The sequence below is a fragment of the Lactococcus sp. AK05 genome, from assembly GCF_041026685.1.
Lineage (GTDB): Bacteria > Bacillota > Bacilli > Lactobacillales > Streptococcaceae > Lactococcus > Lactococcus lactis.
This window is the reverse complement of record NZ_JBFTEI010000001.1, coordinates 109213-125863: the sequence shown is the minus strand read 5'-3', so window position 1 is coordinate 125863 and position 16651 is coordinate 109213. Positions and strand designations below refer to the sequence as shown.

Here is a 16651-nt window from a genome sequence, read left to right as displayed (position 1 = left end):
CAAAGTTGTCAGTAAAATATTTAGAAACAGAATAATATTTTATACAGTAGCAGAAAGTTATCGAAAAGTAGCAATTAGTCTGAAAATTATAAGATAAGCGCAAAGCAAGCCGCTCATGAAGATTTTTAATCAAAAACCTTCTTGGGCGACTTGTTCTTTTATTATCGAGCTTAAAAACTAATTACTCTCTCTTTTTCTTTTATTTTACTACTTCATTGTTCAAACGAATGATTTCAAGCAAAGTATCTACTGCTTTTTCCATTGTTTGTACAGAAACAAATTCAAAACGTCCGTGCATGTTTTCACCACCTGCAAAAAGGTTTGGTGTTGGAAGTCCCATAAATGAAATTTTAGACCCATCAGTTCCACCACGAATTGGTTCAATAATTGGGACAATATCAAGATTTTCCATTGCTTTTTTAGCAATATCAATAATTGACATATCTTTTTCAATGATTTGAGCCATGTTGTAGTATTGGTCTTTAATAACTGGTTTCACACGGTTTTGACCAAGTTCAGCATTCATTTTATCTGCAATCTCTTGCATCAAAGCTTTACGTTCGTTGAATTTACCTTCTTCATGGTCACGAATGATATATTGAGCTCTTGCTTCTTCTGGTGTACCATCAAGTTTCAAAAGATGGAAGAAGCCTTCACGACCTTCGGTTTTTTCAGGACGGTCAAATTCTGGAAGTGCATTGTGGTAGTCAATTGCTAATTGCAATGCATTAACCATTGTATTTTTTGCTGTCCCTGGGTGAACATTTTTACCTTGGAACTCAATCACTGCACCAGCTGCTGAGAAAGTTTCATATTGAAGTTCTCCAAGTGGTCCACCATCTACAGTGTAAGCAAAGTCAACATCAAAGTCAGCTACGTCAAATTTATCAGCACCTACACCAATTTCTTCATCAGGACCAAATCCGACACGAATTTCACCGTGTTCAAAATCAGGATTAATATTCAAAAGATAGTCAGCCAAAGTCATGATTTCAGCTACACCAGATTTATCATCTGAACCAAGCAAAGTTGTTCCGTCAGTATGAACTAAAGTTTGCCCTTTGTAGTTTTTAAGATTTGGGAAATCTTTTGGATCAAGTGTAAACTCAGTATCACCAAGTTTAATCACAGATTCACCATCATAATTTTCCAAAATTTGTGGGTTAACACCCTCTGCATTGAAATCAGCGGTATCCAAGTGAGCTAAAAGTCCAATTTTGCGCACTTTTTTATCTGTATTTGCAGGAATTGTACCGATAACATAACCATTTGATTCAAGATAATGAACATCTTTGAGACCAAGGGCTTTCATATCTTCACCCATTTTGTGGGCAAATTCTACGAGCGCTTGAGTTGAAGGTGTTGTTGTGCTGTTTTCATCTGAACGTGTATTTACTTTAACATATTCAAGAAAACGTGGTAACAGTTTTTCGTACTTCATTTGTTCTCCTTAAATTTATTCTAATAGCCTATTTGTCTCCCAGTGAGATGAATGGCTCAATAGCTGTGGTTTGTTGAATTTGAGCAATAATGAAAGATTTAGCATCAGCATATTTCTGCTCTGGAATCACTTGTTCTGAAAATTTCAAAAGACATTTGTATTCTTTTTCCGAAATTTTTTCAATATACTTATATTTCTCCAGCACATTGACAAAAATATCCGACTTAGATTTGACAACTTCTTTACGCATAAATTTCAAAAGAAAAGTAGTCATATACTTAAGCGCATATTCTGGGTCAACATCGCCAATCATTTGATAAACCTCTGTTTCAAGCGGAGTTAAAGGTAAATTTTTGGCCACTTTATCAAAATAATTGGCAAGTGATTGTGGAATTTCAGTATTCTGTGGATATTCTTTGTAAGAAAAAGATGTCATGAAATTCAAGATAACTTGATTCGTTTGATTAGTCAAAGATTGATAAAGTATACTTTGGGATAATAGCTTTTCAATCCGTGACTCCTTTTCAATAAAAATTGGAGCTTCGTAGATGTTTTTCTGTGGTTCAGCAATTTTGTCTTTTAAAGTTTCCCAATCAAACTCACTGTCATTAAAAACATGAAAGCCCAGCGAATAACGTTTATCAGAACGTAAGATTAACCCAGCAGCAATAAATGAGTCAATTTGCCGGTCAATATTTTTTACGTCAGCAAAATCTTTATGAATCTGTCTAAGCATGACTTCATCATGTTGTGCTAAATATTCTATCAAATCTTTAAAAAAGGGCTGACTTGTCAGCCGATTTTCATTATAGATTTTAATAGTCATTATTTATTGAAGCTTTCAGTCAATTGTGGAACAACTTGTTTTTTACGTGAAACAGCACCAGCAAGGAATGCGTGGTCATCTGCAAGTGTAAAGTTGAAAGCTGCTTCTGATTTTTCTGGATGTGCACCCAAAGCAATGATTTCAGAGTTTGAGTTAACAATGTCAGTAATCATAAAGACAAAATCATCGTATCCATTTGCTGTCATTGAAGCATTAATAGCTGCTTTAATATCTGAAAGACGTTCTAAAACTTCTGGAATATCAACTGTATTAACTTGTGCAATACGAACATTTGAACCATTCAATTCAAAAGTTTTTGCATCAATATCAATCAATTCTTCTGCTGTTTTAGTTGATAAATTTGTTCCAGCTTTGAGCATTGCAAGTCCATATTCTTCAAGGTTAACACCAGCAATTTCAGCAAGTTCTTTAGCAACTTTATGGTCTGTTACATGAGTCGTTGGTGATTTCAAAAGCAAAGTATCTGAAATCAAACCTGAAAGTAAAAGTCCAGCAACTTCTTTAGGGATTTCAACATTTGCTTCAAGGAATTTACGGTAAACAATTGATGACGCAGAACCAACAGGTTCAACAGTCATAAACAAAGGAGCTGCTGTATTAAAGTTAGCCACACGGTGATGGTCAACTACACCATAAATTGTTAAGTCTTCAATATCAGAAATTGATTGTTGGAACTCATTGTGGTCAGTCAAAATTACTGTATCCACACCCTCCTCTTTTGCTGATTTTACTACACGTGGAGCTTTCACGCCAAAGTAATCCAATACGAATTGTGTTTCTTCATTTGGAGTTCCAAGGGCAACTACTTCAGTGTTAAGGGCACCATTTGGACGGTGGTTGCTCAAATATGAAAATCCATATGATGAGCCGATAGCGTCAGTATCAGGTTTTTGATGACCAAAAACAAGTATTTTATCAGACATTTTTTTACCTCATTTTAAAAATTTTAATTTCCCACTTAAACTTCTAGTTTTAACTAAAAATTATTTGGGTTATCATCCCTTAAATTATACCAAAAAATGGCTAATTAAGCACATTTTCATTTTCATTTAGGACTGATTTTATACGATTGTTCGTTTTGTAACAAAAAAATGAATCTGAATAACTTCAAATTCATTTTTTATTCTTTTATCTTATACGTTCTAAGTAATCTTGATAAGATTCTGTATTCATGATTTCTTTAGCATTATGAACGCGATCTTTTGTTGGAGGTTTCACACCTTCAAGCGGATATTTCCAACCTAATTCACGCCATTTAAATTCGCCCATTGTATGGTAAGGTAAAATTTCAAATTTCAAGACATTTTTTAAAGTTTTTACAAATTCACCTAATTGAACTAAATCTTCATCAAAATCACTTTCACCAGGAACAAGAACGTGACGAACCCACATTGCATTACCACGGTCTGATAAATACTGTGCAAAAGCTAAAATATTATCGTTTTTATTAGCTGTCAATTCTTTGTGTCGTTCTGGATTTATTTCTTTAATGTCTAATAATACTAAGTCGGTATAATCTAGTAATTCATCAATTTTTTCGGTTACATATTTATCAGTCAAATATGGTTGAGCCGCTGTATCAAGTGTTGTATGAATACCAAGAGATTTTGCATATTTGAAAAGAGCTAATACAAAGTCAATTTGAAGGAGCGCCTCACCACCAGAAACGGTAATTCCACCTTTCTCTCCCCAAAAACCTCTAAAACGAAGTGCCTCATCCATGACATCTTCTACGGTACGCTCTGTCGCTTTATCTGACTTTAATGCCCAAGTATCAGGGTTGTGACAATACTTGCAACGCATCCGACAGCCTTGCATGAAAATAATAAAACGGACCCCAGGGCCATCAACAGAACCAAAAGATTCAGTTGAATGAATCAGTCCAGTAACTTTTTTAAGTTCATCTATATTCTCTGACATCATCTTCTCCAATTCAAAACACTATTTCACACCCCTATCATACCGCAATTCATTGATTTTATCAAATCAAATTCTGTCAGTAAAAGTTAATGACAAGGGCTCTGTCAGTAAAAATTTTTAGTAAATTATTTCTTGTCAGTACCTAAATGTAAGGGCTTATCTAAATAATTATCAGTTTTATTCTATAAAAAAACTGACAGAATTTCTGTCAGTAATTTTTTAAATTTCTGTTTCTTCTGGTTCGACATCAAATTCAACACGAAGTTTAACCACACGTTTTCCAGAGACTTCTAAACTTGTCAGTGAAAAATGGTCTTCCTCATTGTCCACTTTGCAGACAATTTGTTGTCCTTTGGCTGGGATTTTACCAGTTGTCGCTAAGAAATAACCTGCAATTGTATCAACGTCATTGCTTTCAAGATGTGTATCAAATTCTTCATTGAAGTCATTCAAGGTCATTTTCCCTTGGACAACATAGAGATTTTCACCGATTTTGAAGACTTCTTCTTCAGCAATATCGGTTTCGTCATCAATTTCACCAACGATTTCTTCCAGTAAATCTTCTAAGGTAACTACGCCTTCAACACCACCATATTCGTTTAATAATACAGCCATTTGATTTTGAGTTTTACGCATTTGACGCATTAAGTCATCAACAAAGATTGTTTCAGGAACAAACAAAGGTTCTTGAAGAATTTCTCGTAAGTCAATATCATCAAAACCATGGTCAAAAGAATATCTTAAAAGTTTTTTCACATGTAAAATTCCCAGAATATTATCTTTATCATCATCATAAACTGGCACCCGTGAATAAGTTTCACTTAGAATAGCGGTAATATTTTCACGCGAATCATCATTAATATCAATCATGAAAGCATCCGTTCTTGGAACCATGATTTCACGCGCAACCAACTCGTCTAAGCTGAACACCCCGGTAATCATTTCACGCTCATTAGCATCAAGTGCTTCATCATTTGTATTGAGTAAATACTCAATCTCATCTCGAGTCATCCCTTCATCCAAATCATCAAATTTCATTGGAGTCAATCGGCTTAAGAAATTTGTTGAACTTGCCAAAAACCAAACGAAAGGTTTCATCACTTTTCCCAAAAATTGGATAGGTGGTGCGACTCTTAAGGCCAATTTTTCTTTGAGGTTTTGGGCAATTCGTTTCGGATAAAGTTCACCAAATACGAGTGAGACATAAGTTAAGACAGCTAAAACAATAATTTGAGCCAAAGTTTTAGCTAGAGCTGTTCCACCTAACAGTGGAGCTAAACGTGAAGATAAGGCTTCGGCCAAACTAGCCCCCGCTAAAATATTAATCAAAGTAATCCCAATTTGAATCGTTGAGAGGAAATTACTTGGTTGATTAAGGATATTAACAAGGTTGATATATTTCTTATCACCTTCGCTAGCCTTTTGTTCTACTTTCGTCCGGCTGAGACTGACCATGGCCATCTCACTGGCTGAAAAGAAGGCATTTAAAGCTGTTAAAAAAATAAGTAAAAGAATCTGCAAGAGTATCGATACACTCTCGGGATCAGGGTTTGACATTAGTGCTCCTTGAGAAAAATATTATAGTGTTTATTTTTAACACTCAAAACTTTGCCAACTCAAATTTAATGAAAATGAGAGTTAACAATTTAGATAGAATTATTATATCATATTTTTGTTCTCATTTTGAAATAATTTTTCTTTGTTCGGCTTTATGATTATTATAAAGGCTATTGGCAAATTTAACAATCTCTTTGACTAAGCAATAAGCAGGAACAGCGATAATCATTCCTAGAATTCCATACAAACTTCCAGAAATTAACATGAGAATCATAACGGTTACTGGATGAACTTTAACGGCTGATCCCACAATTTTAGGATAAACTAGATTACCATCAAGCTGTTGCAAAACAAGCACATAGATAACGGCAATAAGTGCTGTTACTGGTCGATTAAAGGCCACCGTTACTATCATTGGTAAAACACCAATATATGGTCCCGCATAAGGAATGAGATTCGTTACTCCAGCAAAGAGTGCGAAAAGAAAGGCATAAGGAATTCCAAGAACCATGTAACCAATAAAGACGACAATAAAGACAAGCAAGGCATCAAGCGCAACCCCTGAAATATAACGTGAAATCGTATGATTCATATTTTCAAGTAGTTCAAAGATATTCAATCTATCTTCGGTCAAAACATTTTCCTTCAAAAATGGAATAATTTTTTCACCATCTTTTAGCATATAATAAAGCAAGATTGGTACCAGAATCATCACCATAACAATACTTGTAATGACACCAACGATACTTCCAACACTAACCGTGATACTATTTAACAAATTGTGCAAAATATCAGTATACGAAATATTTAACTTTTCTACAAGACTGTTAACATCAAGTTGGTCGTAGATTTGGGCGAATCGTGGATTATGTTGAAGTCCTTCAATCCACGTCTTAACTTGTGGATAAGCTTTTCCAGTTGCACTAATTAAACTTGTCAACTGTGTGATTAAACTTGGGATGACTGAAGCAACCGCAAAGATAATCATTCCCAAAATTAATAGGAGAACAATAAAAATCCCTAAAACTTTTTTTATTCTAAGTTTTTCTTCCATAAATGTAACAACCGGATTGAAAACATAGTATAGAAAGCCTGCAATAATAAACGGAACAAATAAGAGCGTCAGTAATGTTTTAATCGGTTGAAACACAAAGCCAATCTGAGACAAAAGAAAAATTAACAAGGTTACCGCTAATATTTCCACCGTCCAGAAAAATAATTTACTATTTTTGAACATAAATTTCCTTTATTTAATATATTTTTGTCTTTCTTAAAATAAATGATTGAATAATTGTTATTTTAAATAACTTATTTCTGCTATTTTTAGACTATTTATATTATAATAAATCCAAGGCTTATGACTTGGACACTATCTATAATACCATAAACTGATTTACTGCGCTACAAAGGCATTCAAACAAAAATTCAAGTTATTTAAATTAACCTGATTTAATATCGTAACGCTGTTAAAAACTCTGTTAAAAAAATATACAAAAATTATTCATTGCACCGCCGTGCGTAAAATTGAGAATCATGACTAGGCACTTGTTTAGTGCTTTTTTACTATGCTCAAAGAGGGACTTGAACCCTCACGGTTTAATAACCAACGGATTTTAAGTCCGCAGCGTCTGCCAATTCCGCCATTCGAGCAAATCTCCGCCTAGACACTAAACGGAGACACTATTATTATAGCATAGTATGAACTTAATACATTATAAGTAAACGCATACAAAAAACTTGACTATGATTAATTTTTCTGATATTATTACTTTCGTAGGTAAAAGATTTGGCTTATCCATTTCTTGGAATACGTTTACATTCCGCTAGCGCTGGGTTAGCGGTCTTTTTATATTTTAAAAGCCACTCAGAAGGGTGGCTAAACTCTAGAAATAGGATGAAATCTCACAAACATCCCGAATACATTATAAGATATTATTATTGACAATTGTTCATAAAATTGATAATATTATAAAAGTTATTGCAAGTTAATCTAGTTCCGCACTATATTATTCATACCTTGCTCTAATCACTTTTCGGCACTGGCTTAATGCTAGTGCTTTTTTGATATAAAAAAAGCCGCTCCGAAGAGCAGCTAATGAGGAGAGTAAAACTCTTCATCGATGTCCAATAATATTATAGCACAAAAAACGCCCCACGATGGTGAGGCGACTAGGAAAATATGCAGTGAGTATTTCATGGATTAAAATACTCAGGATTATTTATGGTAACTAATTATAGCGTTACCTTTTGTTTTTTTCAAGAAAAGCGTCCCAGTTAGGAGAGAGATGCTAAAGAGTAAATTTATGAAAAATTATATATTTTTGGGTAAATATAGTATATATCTACTTCCTTAACTAGAACAAAAAGCCCTGTTTAAGGGCAGACGTCATCTTATATAGGTAAGATGAATTCATTCTACTACTTTTTGTATTCGTTTTCAAATAAAAAACACCGTCACTTAGTCAAGAACGATGCTTTGGGAGTTATTTATAACCTTAATGTAAAAGGTAAGATTATTATACAATTTACTGCTTTCGTTGTAAAGAAAAACGCTCCAAATAAGGAGCGATAACTCTAGAAAGTCATCTGTCAGTATACCATAATCTTATTGTTTTGTAAATAAAATAGAACCCGCAGCGCACGACTTCTATAGCTATGAATAACAAGAGACTGTGACCTCTTTAATACAAATATACTATTAAAAAAAATATATTACTAATTATTTGTTCCAAAATAAGAGGACGCCACTTCTAGATAAGAAATGGCGTCACAGCAGTATATAGATATTATAACGCTCTCATTGAGACTTGTCAATCCTTTAAACAGTTTTAATAAAGTATATTAAACAAGAAAAACAACCTCGCCAAAAGGTGCTTCCTGAAACACTATTAAAATACTACTCGTAGAATTATTATATTACCATCACGTTATTTTTTAAAGAATATTGTTTTGATTAAAATACCTTGCATAATCATTTACATTTTGATATTCTTTTTAAAAATATACTTGGAGAACAATATGAAAAAAATATTATTTACAATTTTAGCCTTAGGTTTTAGTTTAATCGTATTAAGTGGTTGTCAAACTAGAGAAGATAGTTCGGATTGGTTACAAGGCGACTGGTATAGTAAGGACTGGAATGTAACTTACACTATCATTAAACAAGATGAAAATGACTGGGAAATTAGAGATGAAGAGCATCCTATCGCTGAATGTTCACAAGAATATATAGATGATAAAGATAGTAAAGAAATTCTACTTATTGATAAGAAGGGCATTGAATTTCATATCACTCCAATTGATAAGAGCCATATAAAATTTCAACAAGTAAGTAAAGATGGCACATTAGGGACTACTGATGCAGTGGAGTTTGTTAAAAAACAATATTAAAAGATAGGATCAATCCCTGCTTTTTGTTGTAAAGAGGAACAGTGATTTATTTATAAAATATATCAATAATTCATATATACCAACCTTTCGTTGGTATTTTTTTATTGTTAAAACGCACAAAAGAGTCAAAATAAAAAACTCCTTTTAAGGAGTTTCTACTATATATTTATGGTTCTTGCTGGACTCGAACCATCGACCGAACGGTTAGCTACCAACTGAGCTAAAGAACCGAAATATGACAATCTGCAGCACATATCTTGGTTATTATATTAGATATATGTGGATGGAACTGCAGATTATCAAAGATACTGTAAAAGAAATCAATTTCTCATCCACTAAATATATTATAACATACTACTATAAATAATTGACAATTGTCTGAAAAATTGATAATATTTAAATTGTTAGTACCTCTTATTTTTTGTATATACGAAATTTTTTCTGAATTTGTACTAACACTATCATCCTCTAGTTGGACTCCTTGAAGTCATCCGACTAGAGTTTTTTTATTTGAAAAAAGCCACTCCGAAGAGCAGCTTAACTTTAGAAATAGGATGAAATCCCGCAATCATCCCAAATATATTGTAGCACAAAAAAGCGCCTAGGGTAATTAGGCGCTTAGGAGTTTTATCTTGAGCATTTTATCAGCAAAAATTCTCAAAGATTGTTTAGGGTAACTTATTATAACTCCCTGATTAGATTTTGTCAATAATTATAGAAGATTATTTTACAACCATAACATTGCATGGTGATTTTTCAACAACATAAGAAGTTGTAGAACCTACCAAAATACGATCTACTAATTTTTTACTATTCGACCCAATCACGACTAAATCTATTGCATTTTCTTCAGCAAATTTAACAATATATTTTTTGGGATTTCCTGTATAGGTATGGATTTCAAACTCAACTTCTCCATTAATCAAGTCCCCAACTTCAGAAATAATTGCTTTGGATTCAGTTTCTAAATCATCTAAATTAATTGCTAAAGCATAAGGAGTCCCACGGAGTCTTGTTTCATCTTTAACATGTAAAATAAATAATGAAGTTTTATTCCTTTTTGCAATTGCAACTGCTTCATGGATTGCTTCTTTCGATGGGGCAGAACCATCAACTGGAACCAAAATTTTCTTGTAAACATCTTTCATCTCAGGCACCTCCTGTAAATGTTATTGTTTTCACAATTTTATTCTATCATTTTTTGAATGCGTTTGCAAACATTAGAATTAAAAAGCGCCCCAGTTAGGAGAGGGACGCTTAGGATAAACTTATGAAAAGTTTTTTGGAATATTCATATTATACTACTTCATTCTTAAATCAAACAAAAATAAAATATGCCAATAACGCTTAGAGCATTTCTTTTGACAACGCTATCTTTTATTGGTATTCTTAAACTATCAATTAAGAAGGAAACCCGAAATGGTTGGGAGAATATTTTTATTTAGTGGGTTCAATTCCCACCTCCTTCATTATTAAAATCATCCTACTAGTCCGGTGCTAGTAGGATTTTTTTGCAAAAGAAAAACGCCCCGGAGGGCGAGAAACAAATCATTTATAATTTTTCATATTCCGCATGAGATAGAATAACTTCATCAGTTATTTCACAATTTAAATGTGGTTTATAAACTGTTTCCCATGGTCCTTTTTCTGAATGAGTAAAGTCAACTAATTGTCCCCCACTAAAATCACCATAATCTTCAATTATTTTTAATAAAGTAGGGACGATTTTTTCTACATCTTTAGCCAACAGCATTCTTCCCATAGCCTGTGGTAAATGTATATCCTTTAAAATATATTCTGTACTATCATCTATTTTAATTGTACTTGCACCATATTCTTTAAATTTTTGATACACTTCCTCTACTACAGGGCCATATTTATAAGCAACAATTTTCTCATCAAATAATGATAATTTGTACTTAGAAAGATACTCTTTATAAGCTAAGTAGACTAGTTTTTGTATTTTTAGATGAGACATGGGTTTAACTGCTAAAAAGAATTTAGCGATATCTATAGCCGTAATTTTTGAATCAAATGCCAGAGCCGCTTCAAATTCATCAAAGCTTTGACATATCATCACATCTTTAAAGAAGGAATCTAACTTAATTACGCTCTCCCAACTTGAACTTTCGGTAATTAGGGAATGAACGCCTACATCCTCACGGTTAATTTGACTAATCCTTTTCATCTTATCTTCTATGATACTTTTTTCTATTTGACTCTCTGCTGATAAATGAAAACCAATTCTTGTACCTTCTGTATATGAACTAGCAACTAATATAAAGTGTTGATACATGAGTTATTCCTCCTTTTCTAAGTTTCCGTCATGATAGTTTTGAGGTAATAATATATACTTACGTTTTTGTTTATGTTTTTGATGAGATGACTCATTTTGCACCGATTGGTTAATGTCCCAAATTTGTAGTTCCCAAGGAAAAAATCGATTATTCCCATTCTTAAAATATATATGCAAACCTTTATATTCGCCATCTTCTCTTAAGTACATTTTTACAATGGTTTTCAAATCATCATTTGTTTCCAACGAATTATAAATAACATCTAAATCATCTACCAGTATTCTAAATCCTAGAAAATCATTCAAGCATTTATTTAATGGTACCTTACCAAATAGGTGAGCTTCACTCATATAATAAAGTAATTTCTCATTAATGGACTCAGATTGTTTAATTCTATATCTTATAGGTACACTACTTTGTATTTCTGAAAAACTAATAAAATTAGCATTTAATTCTGACTTATATTTATTTATCTGTAACAGAAAATCATTATTAATTCCTGCAGCACCTACAACCGATCTAACTGTTTTCGTCAGATTCTTGTTTAAAAAATCTGCTCTATCAAGAGAAAATTTTTTATGGATAGCATTGATTTCATATACAATTTTAATTACCTCTAAACATGAGTCAATATCCTGATCCACTTTCTCTCTCCACTAAAATATAAAAATACACAAGTAGCACATCTGTCACCTGCGTTCTATGTTCTATAGATATATTCTCTCATTATATAAGTATTATAACCTTTTTACGAGCTCCTGTCAATACAAAAAGACCAATTGATCATTATATCATAATTTTTCATACAAACCGTCTCGATTTTTTAAAAGTAACATTCGAGAAAGTTTTCTGTAAAATACACCCCTATTCTAAACAAAAAAACACCCGCCGAAGCGGGGTTGATTTACTTTCTATTATTTAATTCTTCCAAAGCCGCTACTGGTACTTCTGATTTTTTTACTTCCTCCCAGCTAATCACATTTTCCTTCTTACTGTATGCTACTTTTAGATATGCATCATGCTTGAGGATTCGGGATTCTATCAATTTTACCTGTTGACTTTTTCCACTTTTGTCGTAACCTGTTAAATTATAACGATAGAGAGTTCCTGAAGTTCCGTTATTGTAATTTATTTTCTCGCTCTTACCATCTTGTGTTAGTTGAACATAATATGGAGCAGTCCCATAATTTACTTTATACCAAACACAACCAGCCCCAATAATTATTACTAATACAGCAACTAAACCCCAAAATATTTTTTTCATTATTTTATCCCTCTAAATGTTTCGATACTTAAAGTATAACATTTTATAAGTGTTTCACTAAAAAAAGCCTGACCGAAGTCAGGGGTTTATTTTATAATTTATCTGCATTCATTTATCATGACCGTAAGTAGTAATCCTAAATTTTATGAATAAAAGAAAGTACCTCCACGTTAGAGTATATTCTTACAACATTTTTATTTCTTTCTCCTTTTTTCCAATAATTGCCAATAAATAAGACTTAAGAGAGCATACACATACTGTTTTCTTGCATCACAGACCAATTTTGAAAACTTTTTTCTGAGATAGAATGGCTCAACCATAAGGATATCGAGGATAATTGACCCCTAAAAGTTACCCACCAAAAATGAGAGAAATAAGCTAAATCTATTTGTGAGACACGCTACCAACGATTATTAGTACTAAACGACTCTAAAAAAAGGCAAGAAAGGGAAGTGTTTTTCCCTTTTTTTGCCTATAAACGTGATTAAATCAATGTTTTAGTGTTTTGACCCCCCCTATATAAAAATTTTCAAAATTGGGTTTTGATATAAGATGAGACCTATGTGTGTGCTTTCCCTGTAAAAATATACGGGGGAGGGTTAGTATATTTTATTTGAGATATAGTCAATAATTTGATAATTCTCAATTAATTTTCCATGCCTTGCATTAATCCCATAAAAAATCTTTTCATCATAACTTTTGGCTTGATTCTTATATATTTTACTACTTGAAAGTGCACTAGTGAGAGGTACAACCCCATCGCCGTTATTCTTATAGTTTCCTGCAATTGAGATCATTCGCAAGATATGAGGGATTTTCCCTTTTTTGTTTATCATGCGTCTTAACATATCTGTTTCGGTTAACGAAGAACTATTGGGATAAGGGTTGGCATTTGAATCAAGATAATTATATGGTGTACCCAATGTGATAAGGTTTTTCATTTGTGATGTTGACTTCTGTATCATTTTTTCCAAGTATATTGTCCAGACTAACCCTCCATTTGAATACCCCAATGCATTATAAGAATTGAAAGAATAGAGCTGATGAGCTTTTTTCATAGCTATATCAGTCCATTCTGCCTGTTTCTCTACCCCTTTTTCGGAACTATCGGAAAAGCTTATTACAATAAAAGGAGCAATAGATTTTTTGGTTAAAGAAGATGTCCATTCTGTAGTGCCGTCAGTCTTAACATTAATTTTTAGAATGTCTCTCTTCCCAATCTTCTTCGTTATCATGTTCATAAAATTATCAAATCGATCTCCGTCCCCATTGGTACCTGGTATTAAAATAAGTGGAACTTGTGTGCTATTTACTTTTTGTTCGGCTGTGTTTTTTGTAGGTTTATAAAATATTATTAGTGAAAAGAGGAAAATCACTGTCATTACAATAATAGTCTTTGTCTTCGTCTTCGTCTTCGTCTTCGTCTTTGTCTTTGTTTTTGTTTTTGTTTTTGTTTTTGTTTTTATTTTTGTTTTTATTTTTAGTTCCTCCTATTTGTTAATGTTATTATCATACATTTTTTTGATATAAGTTTCTATTACTAAGGTTCCTTATTTAAAACTTTAGCTTTAGATATAATTTCTTTCACTTGCTTAACGGTTGGATTGGTATGATTTCTAACAGTACGTTCACTTATCGAGTAACGACTTGCGACTTCTGATAGTGTTAATCCTTTCATGTACCTAAGCCTGATCATCTCTATCTCATCCTCACTCAATGAATCAAACAGCTCTGTCATTGCATTCAATACAATGCGCTGTGGTGTGAGGTTGTCTGTGCTGTCTATCCTATCCGTTAAGCGTTTCATCCCGCCCGTAAAATAAAGCCTAATATTGAATTTAACTTCATTCATCATGTTATCCCTCTTAAACAAAAAAGTACCTCCACAATTAGAGATACTTTCCTGTACTATTATACCACTGCCCATCTCTGGGACTTATGATAGTTCTATTATACCATATTAAAGGCTCTATTTAAGTGCCTCCCCTACTTATCGGCGTGGGGTATAATAGCCAGGATAGTTTGTAATCAGCCCCTCCTCAAGCAAATATTCCATCAATTCATGTTGAAATGTAGAACTAATCAACTGAGCCATTCTAAAGTAATAAAAGTTTTTGGCTTCAACTAACGGATGGAGGGCATTACCAACGGATTGATCATAATTGTTTTCTTTCAAATAGTTCACAATCTCAATGGCTTTATTTCGAACTTCTTCCACTTCTTTACCATAAGCTTTTAATTTTCGTTTTAAAGAGTTATCAATTAATCCCTCAATCAATTGAGATTCTGTTGGACTCAAGTATTCTTGTGAGCGATTAGCCTCAGTTTTAATGGTATAATTGGTTTCTTTATTATTCCAAAATTGATGAAGCGCTTCTTTTTGCTTGGTAAGATGTTCCTTCAGTTCATCAAGTAAAATACGAGCATCTCGTTCTTTAGCCATTTGTGCAAGAGTCGCATCAATATCTGGCTGTTGTTTATCTACTTTCATATTCTCAAGTTTTGTGCTTAACTCATTGACTAAGGCTTGGGTTTTTTCAACGGCTTGAACCAGAGGAAGCGATTGTGCTTTTAATTCTTTTGTTTTTTCTTCAATATGACGAATGTCCATTATTATTTCTCCTTATGATTAGTTGGTAGTTGTAGGTGTAGGTGTAGCTGCAGTATTGATATTTCCTTTTTGATCTGAGATCGCTGTAAATGAACCTGCCACAAAAGCTTCTGTATCCGTAAGCTGAACATCAAAGCGGTCAATCACACGAATTTTAGTCGTATCAGTTTCAAATGCACCAGCACCAATATTTGTTGGAAGTAATGACAGGTTTTCACGGTCAAATAAAGTCATGGCTTGTTTAAAGTCGCCATAATAGAGCGGATAAAGCGGACTGCTTGCTTCTCCAGCACTTGGGAGCCAATAATCGCTGATTTCAACCACTCGTTTTCCTTTGATTAAATAGCGATCAGGTTGAACGGGGTCAGGTTGTAACAAATAATTCCCTAGCGCATCTTTAACTAAAGTAAGTTGGTTGAGTCCGCTCGTGTTGGTAATTAAAATAGAAGTTGCTTTAATTGCTGGATCGACTGCCGTATTAATCATAGTGATAATATCATCAAAAGTAGAGAGCGCTGGTTTTTTAGGAGCTGCTTGCATGAGTGAGATGATTTCTTTATTACGAGAAACGACGACTTTCTTAGCAATCCAACCCGTCAACCATGACATAATGTTTTCGGCACTATCTTTAAGTAGGGAGTTGGTCGCTGTTGTAATCCCTCCGTAGCGCCCAATCTGATATTTAACAAGCTTAAGATTTGGATCGTCATTTGCCCCAATGGTTTCATCTTCGCTATCTAATTTTGTAAGTGGGGTAATATTTGTCCATTTCTCATAAACTCGTGAACCTGAGGCAGTAGTTACATTTTCAACATTGACATATTGCTCCATCACATCATACTGGCGCTTTAAGACATTAATGGAAGTTTTTAGATCTTGGGGAATGGTTAAGCCAGCCGCTTCGCCTGATTCATCTTTAGAGGAAGTGACTAGATTTGTGATTTTAGAATCGCCTCTCATTAAGGCTTTGAAATCTGAAATAAAAGATTGATCCGTTTGGTTTTCTCCATTTCCTAAGGGAAGTTGACCGCTCGAGCGAAGATGAGCAACTTGCGTCGCTTGTGCCTCGACGACTTGATTTCTAAGTGCATCACAACGAGCTTGCGCATTATCTCTCTTCGCGGTTAAATCTCTTAAGGTTTGAGCTGAAAAGTTTTCATTTTTGAGCATTTGATTGATTTTATCGTTATAATTTTCTACTTTTTCGCCTGCTTCAATCCACAGCTCATTGAGTGTATTTAGTGTTTGATTCATTGTATTGATTCCTTATTTTCTATTGGTAAATATATCTTATCATCGGAAGTACAGATAAAGCCTGTAACTC

The 16651-nt window shown here is 33.4% G+C and carries 15 protein-coding genes and 2 tRNA genes; 1 reads left to right on the top strand and 16 read right to left on the bottom strand.

All coding sequences use genetic code 11. From position 1 onward, the window contains the following. Nucleotides 1-199: 199 nt before the first annotated feature. The 7 genes from pepT to AB6B24_RS00640 all read right to left on the bottom strand — a co-directional run bounded on the left by pepT (nucleotide 200) and on the right by AB6B24_RS00640 (nucleotide 7415). Complete coding sequence (gene pepT / locus AB6B24_RS00670) at nucleotides 200-1441, bottom strand: peptidase T (protein ID WP_003130321.1); 1242 nt, start codon at nucleotides 1439-1441, stop codon at nucleotides 200-202. Between the two features lie 28 nt (nucleotides 1442-1469). Continuing rightward, complete coding sequence (locus tag AB6B24_RS00665) at nucleotides 1470-2267, bottom strand: DUF1803 domain-containing protein (RefSeq protein WP_311802974.1); 798 nt, start codon at nucleotides 2265-2267, stop codon at nucleotides 1470-1472. Continuing rightward, complete coding sequence (locus tag AB6B24_RS00660; RefSeq protein WP_003130319.1) at nucleotides 2267-3211, bottom strand: manganese-dependent inorganic pyrophosphatase; 945 nt, start codon at nucleotides 3209-3211, stop codon at nucleotides 2267-2269. Before AB6B24_RS00660 ends, AB6B24_RS00665 begins: the two co-directional genes overlap by 1 nt. 205 nt (nucleotides 3212-3416) lie before the next feature. Beyond that, on the bottom strand, nucleotides 3417-4211 hold the full coding sequence (gene pflA / locus AB6B24_RS00655; RefSeq protein ID WP_003130318.1) for a pyruvate formate-lyase-activating protein: 795 nt from the start codon (nucleotides 4209-4211) through the stop codon (nucleotides 3417-3419). A 216-nt stretch (nucleotides 4212-4427) separates the two neighbouring features. Further along, nucleotides 4428-5765 carry a hemolysin family protein gene (locus AB6B24_RS00650; RefSeq protein ID WP_311802975.1) on the bottom strand — a complete coding sequence of 446 codons (1338 nt, stop codon included), beginning with the start codon at nucleotides 5763-5765 and terminating at the stop codon, nucleotides 4428-4430. 121 nt (nucleotides 5766-5886) lie between these two features. Continuing rightward, nucleotides 5887-7002: an AI-2E family transporter gene (locus tag AB6B24_RS00645; protein ID WP_029344361.1), complete on the bottom strand. Its 1116-nt coding sequence runs from the start codon at nucleotides 7000-7002 to the stop codon at nucleotides 5887-5889. A gap of 329 nt (nucleotides 7003-7331) precedes the next feature. Next, nucleotides 7332-7415, bottom strand: a tRNA-Leu gene (locus tag AB6B24_RS00640). A gap of 1368 nt (nucleotides 7416-8783) precedes the next feature. On the opposite strand from AB6B24_RS00640, the gene AB6B24_RS00635 reads away from it, so the two are divergent. After that, the gene (locus tag AB6B24_RS00635; protein ID WP_311802976.1) at nucleotides 8784-9155 is read left to right on the top strand and encodes a membrane lipoprotein lipid attachment site-containing protein; all 372 of its coding nucleotides are present in this window, start codon (nucleotides 8784-8786) and stop codon (nucleotides 9153-9155) included. Between the two features lie 169 nt (nucleotides 9156-9324). Here AB6B24_RS00635 and AB6B24_RS00630 read toward each other — a convergent pair. The 9 genes from AB6B24_RS00630 to AB6B24_RS00590 all read right to left on the bottom strand — a co-directional run bounded on the left by AB6B24_RS00630 (nucleotide 9325) and on the right by AB6B24_RS00590 (nucleotide 16581). Then, nucleotides 9325-9385 (bottom strand) — tRNA-Ser (locus tag AB6B24_RS00630). 492 nt (nucleotides 9386-9877) lie between these two features. Next, nucleotides 9878-10303: a universal stress protein gene (locus AB6B24_RS00625; RefSeq protein WP_311802977.1), complete on the bottom strand. Its 426-nt coding sequence runs from the start codon at nucleotides 10301-10303 to the stop codon at nucleotides 9878-9880. Between the two features lie 404 nt (nucleotides 10304-10707). Then, complete coding sequence (locus tag AB6B24_RS00620) at nucleotides 10708-11451, bottom strand: type II toxin-antitoxin system antitoxin SocA domain-containing protein (RefSeq protein ID WP_311802978.1); 744 nt, start codon at nucleotides 11449-11451, stop codon at nucleotides 10708-10710. Nucleotides 11452-11454: 3 nt separating this feature from the next. Then, on the bottom strand, nucleotides 11455-12096 hold the full coding sequence (locus AB6B24_RS00615; RefSeq protein ID WP_311802979.1) for a hypothetical protein: 642 nt from the start codon (nucleotides 12094-12096) through the stop codon (nucleotides 11455-11457). Nucleotides 12097-12356: 260 nt separating this feature from the next. Next, nucleotides 12357-12716: a YxeA family protein gene (locus AB6B24_RS00610; protein WP_311802980.1), complete on the bottom strand. Its 360-nt coding sequence runs from the start codon at nucleotides 12714-12716 to the stop codon at nucleotides 12357-12359. Nucleotides 12717-13315: 599 nt separating this feature from the next. Next, nucleotides 13316-14098 carry an alpha/beta hydrolase gene (locus AB6B24_RS00605; protein ID WP_311802981.1) on the bottom strand — a complete coding sequence of 261 codons (783 nt, stop codon included), beginning with the start codon at nucleotides 14096-14098 and terminating at the stop codon, nucleotides 13316-13318. A 158-nt stretch (nucleotides 14099-14256) separates the two neighbouring features. Further along, nucleotides 14257-14568, bottom strand: coding sequence for a sigma factor-like helix-turn-helix DNA-binding protein (locus AB6B24_RS00600; protein WP_311803032.1), 312 nt, complete (start codon nucleotides 14566-14568; stop codon nucleotides 14257-14259). Between the two features lie 138 nt (nucleotides 14569-14706). Beyond that, nucleotides 14707-15327, bottom strand: a complete 621-nt coding sequence (locus tag AB6B24_RS00595) for a hypothetical protein (RefSeq protein WP_311804391.1) — start codon at nucleotides 15325-15327, stop codon at nucleotides 14707-14709. 18 nt (nucleotides 15328-15345) lie between these two features. Next, nucleotides 15346-16581 carry a phage major capsid protein gene (locus tag AB6B24_RS00590; RefSeq protein WP_311805596.1) on the bottom strand — a complete coding sequence of 412 codons (1236 nt, stop codon included), beginning with the start codon at nucleotides 16579-16581 and terminating at the stop codon, nucleotides 15346-15348. Between the last annotated feature and the right edge of the window lie 70 nt (nucleotides 16582-16651).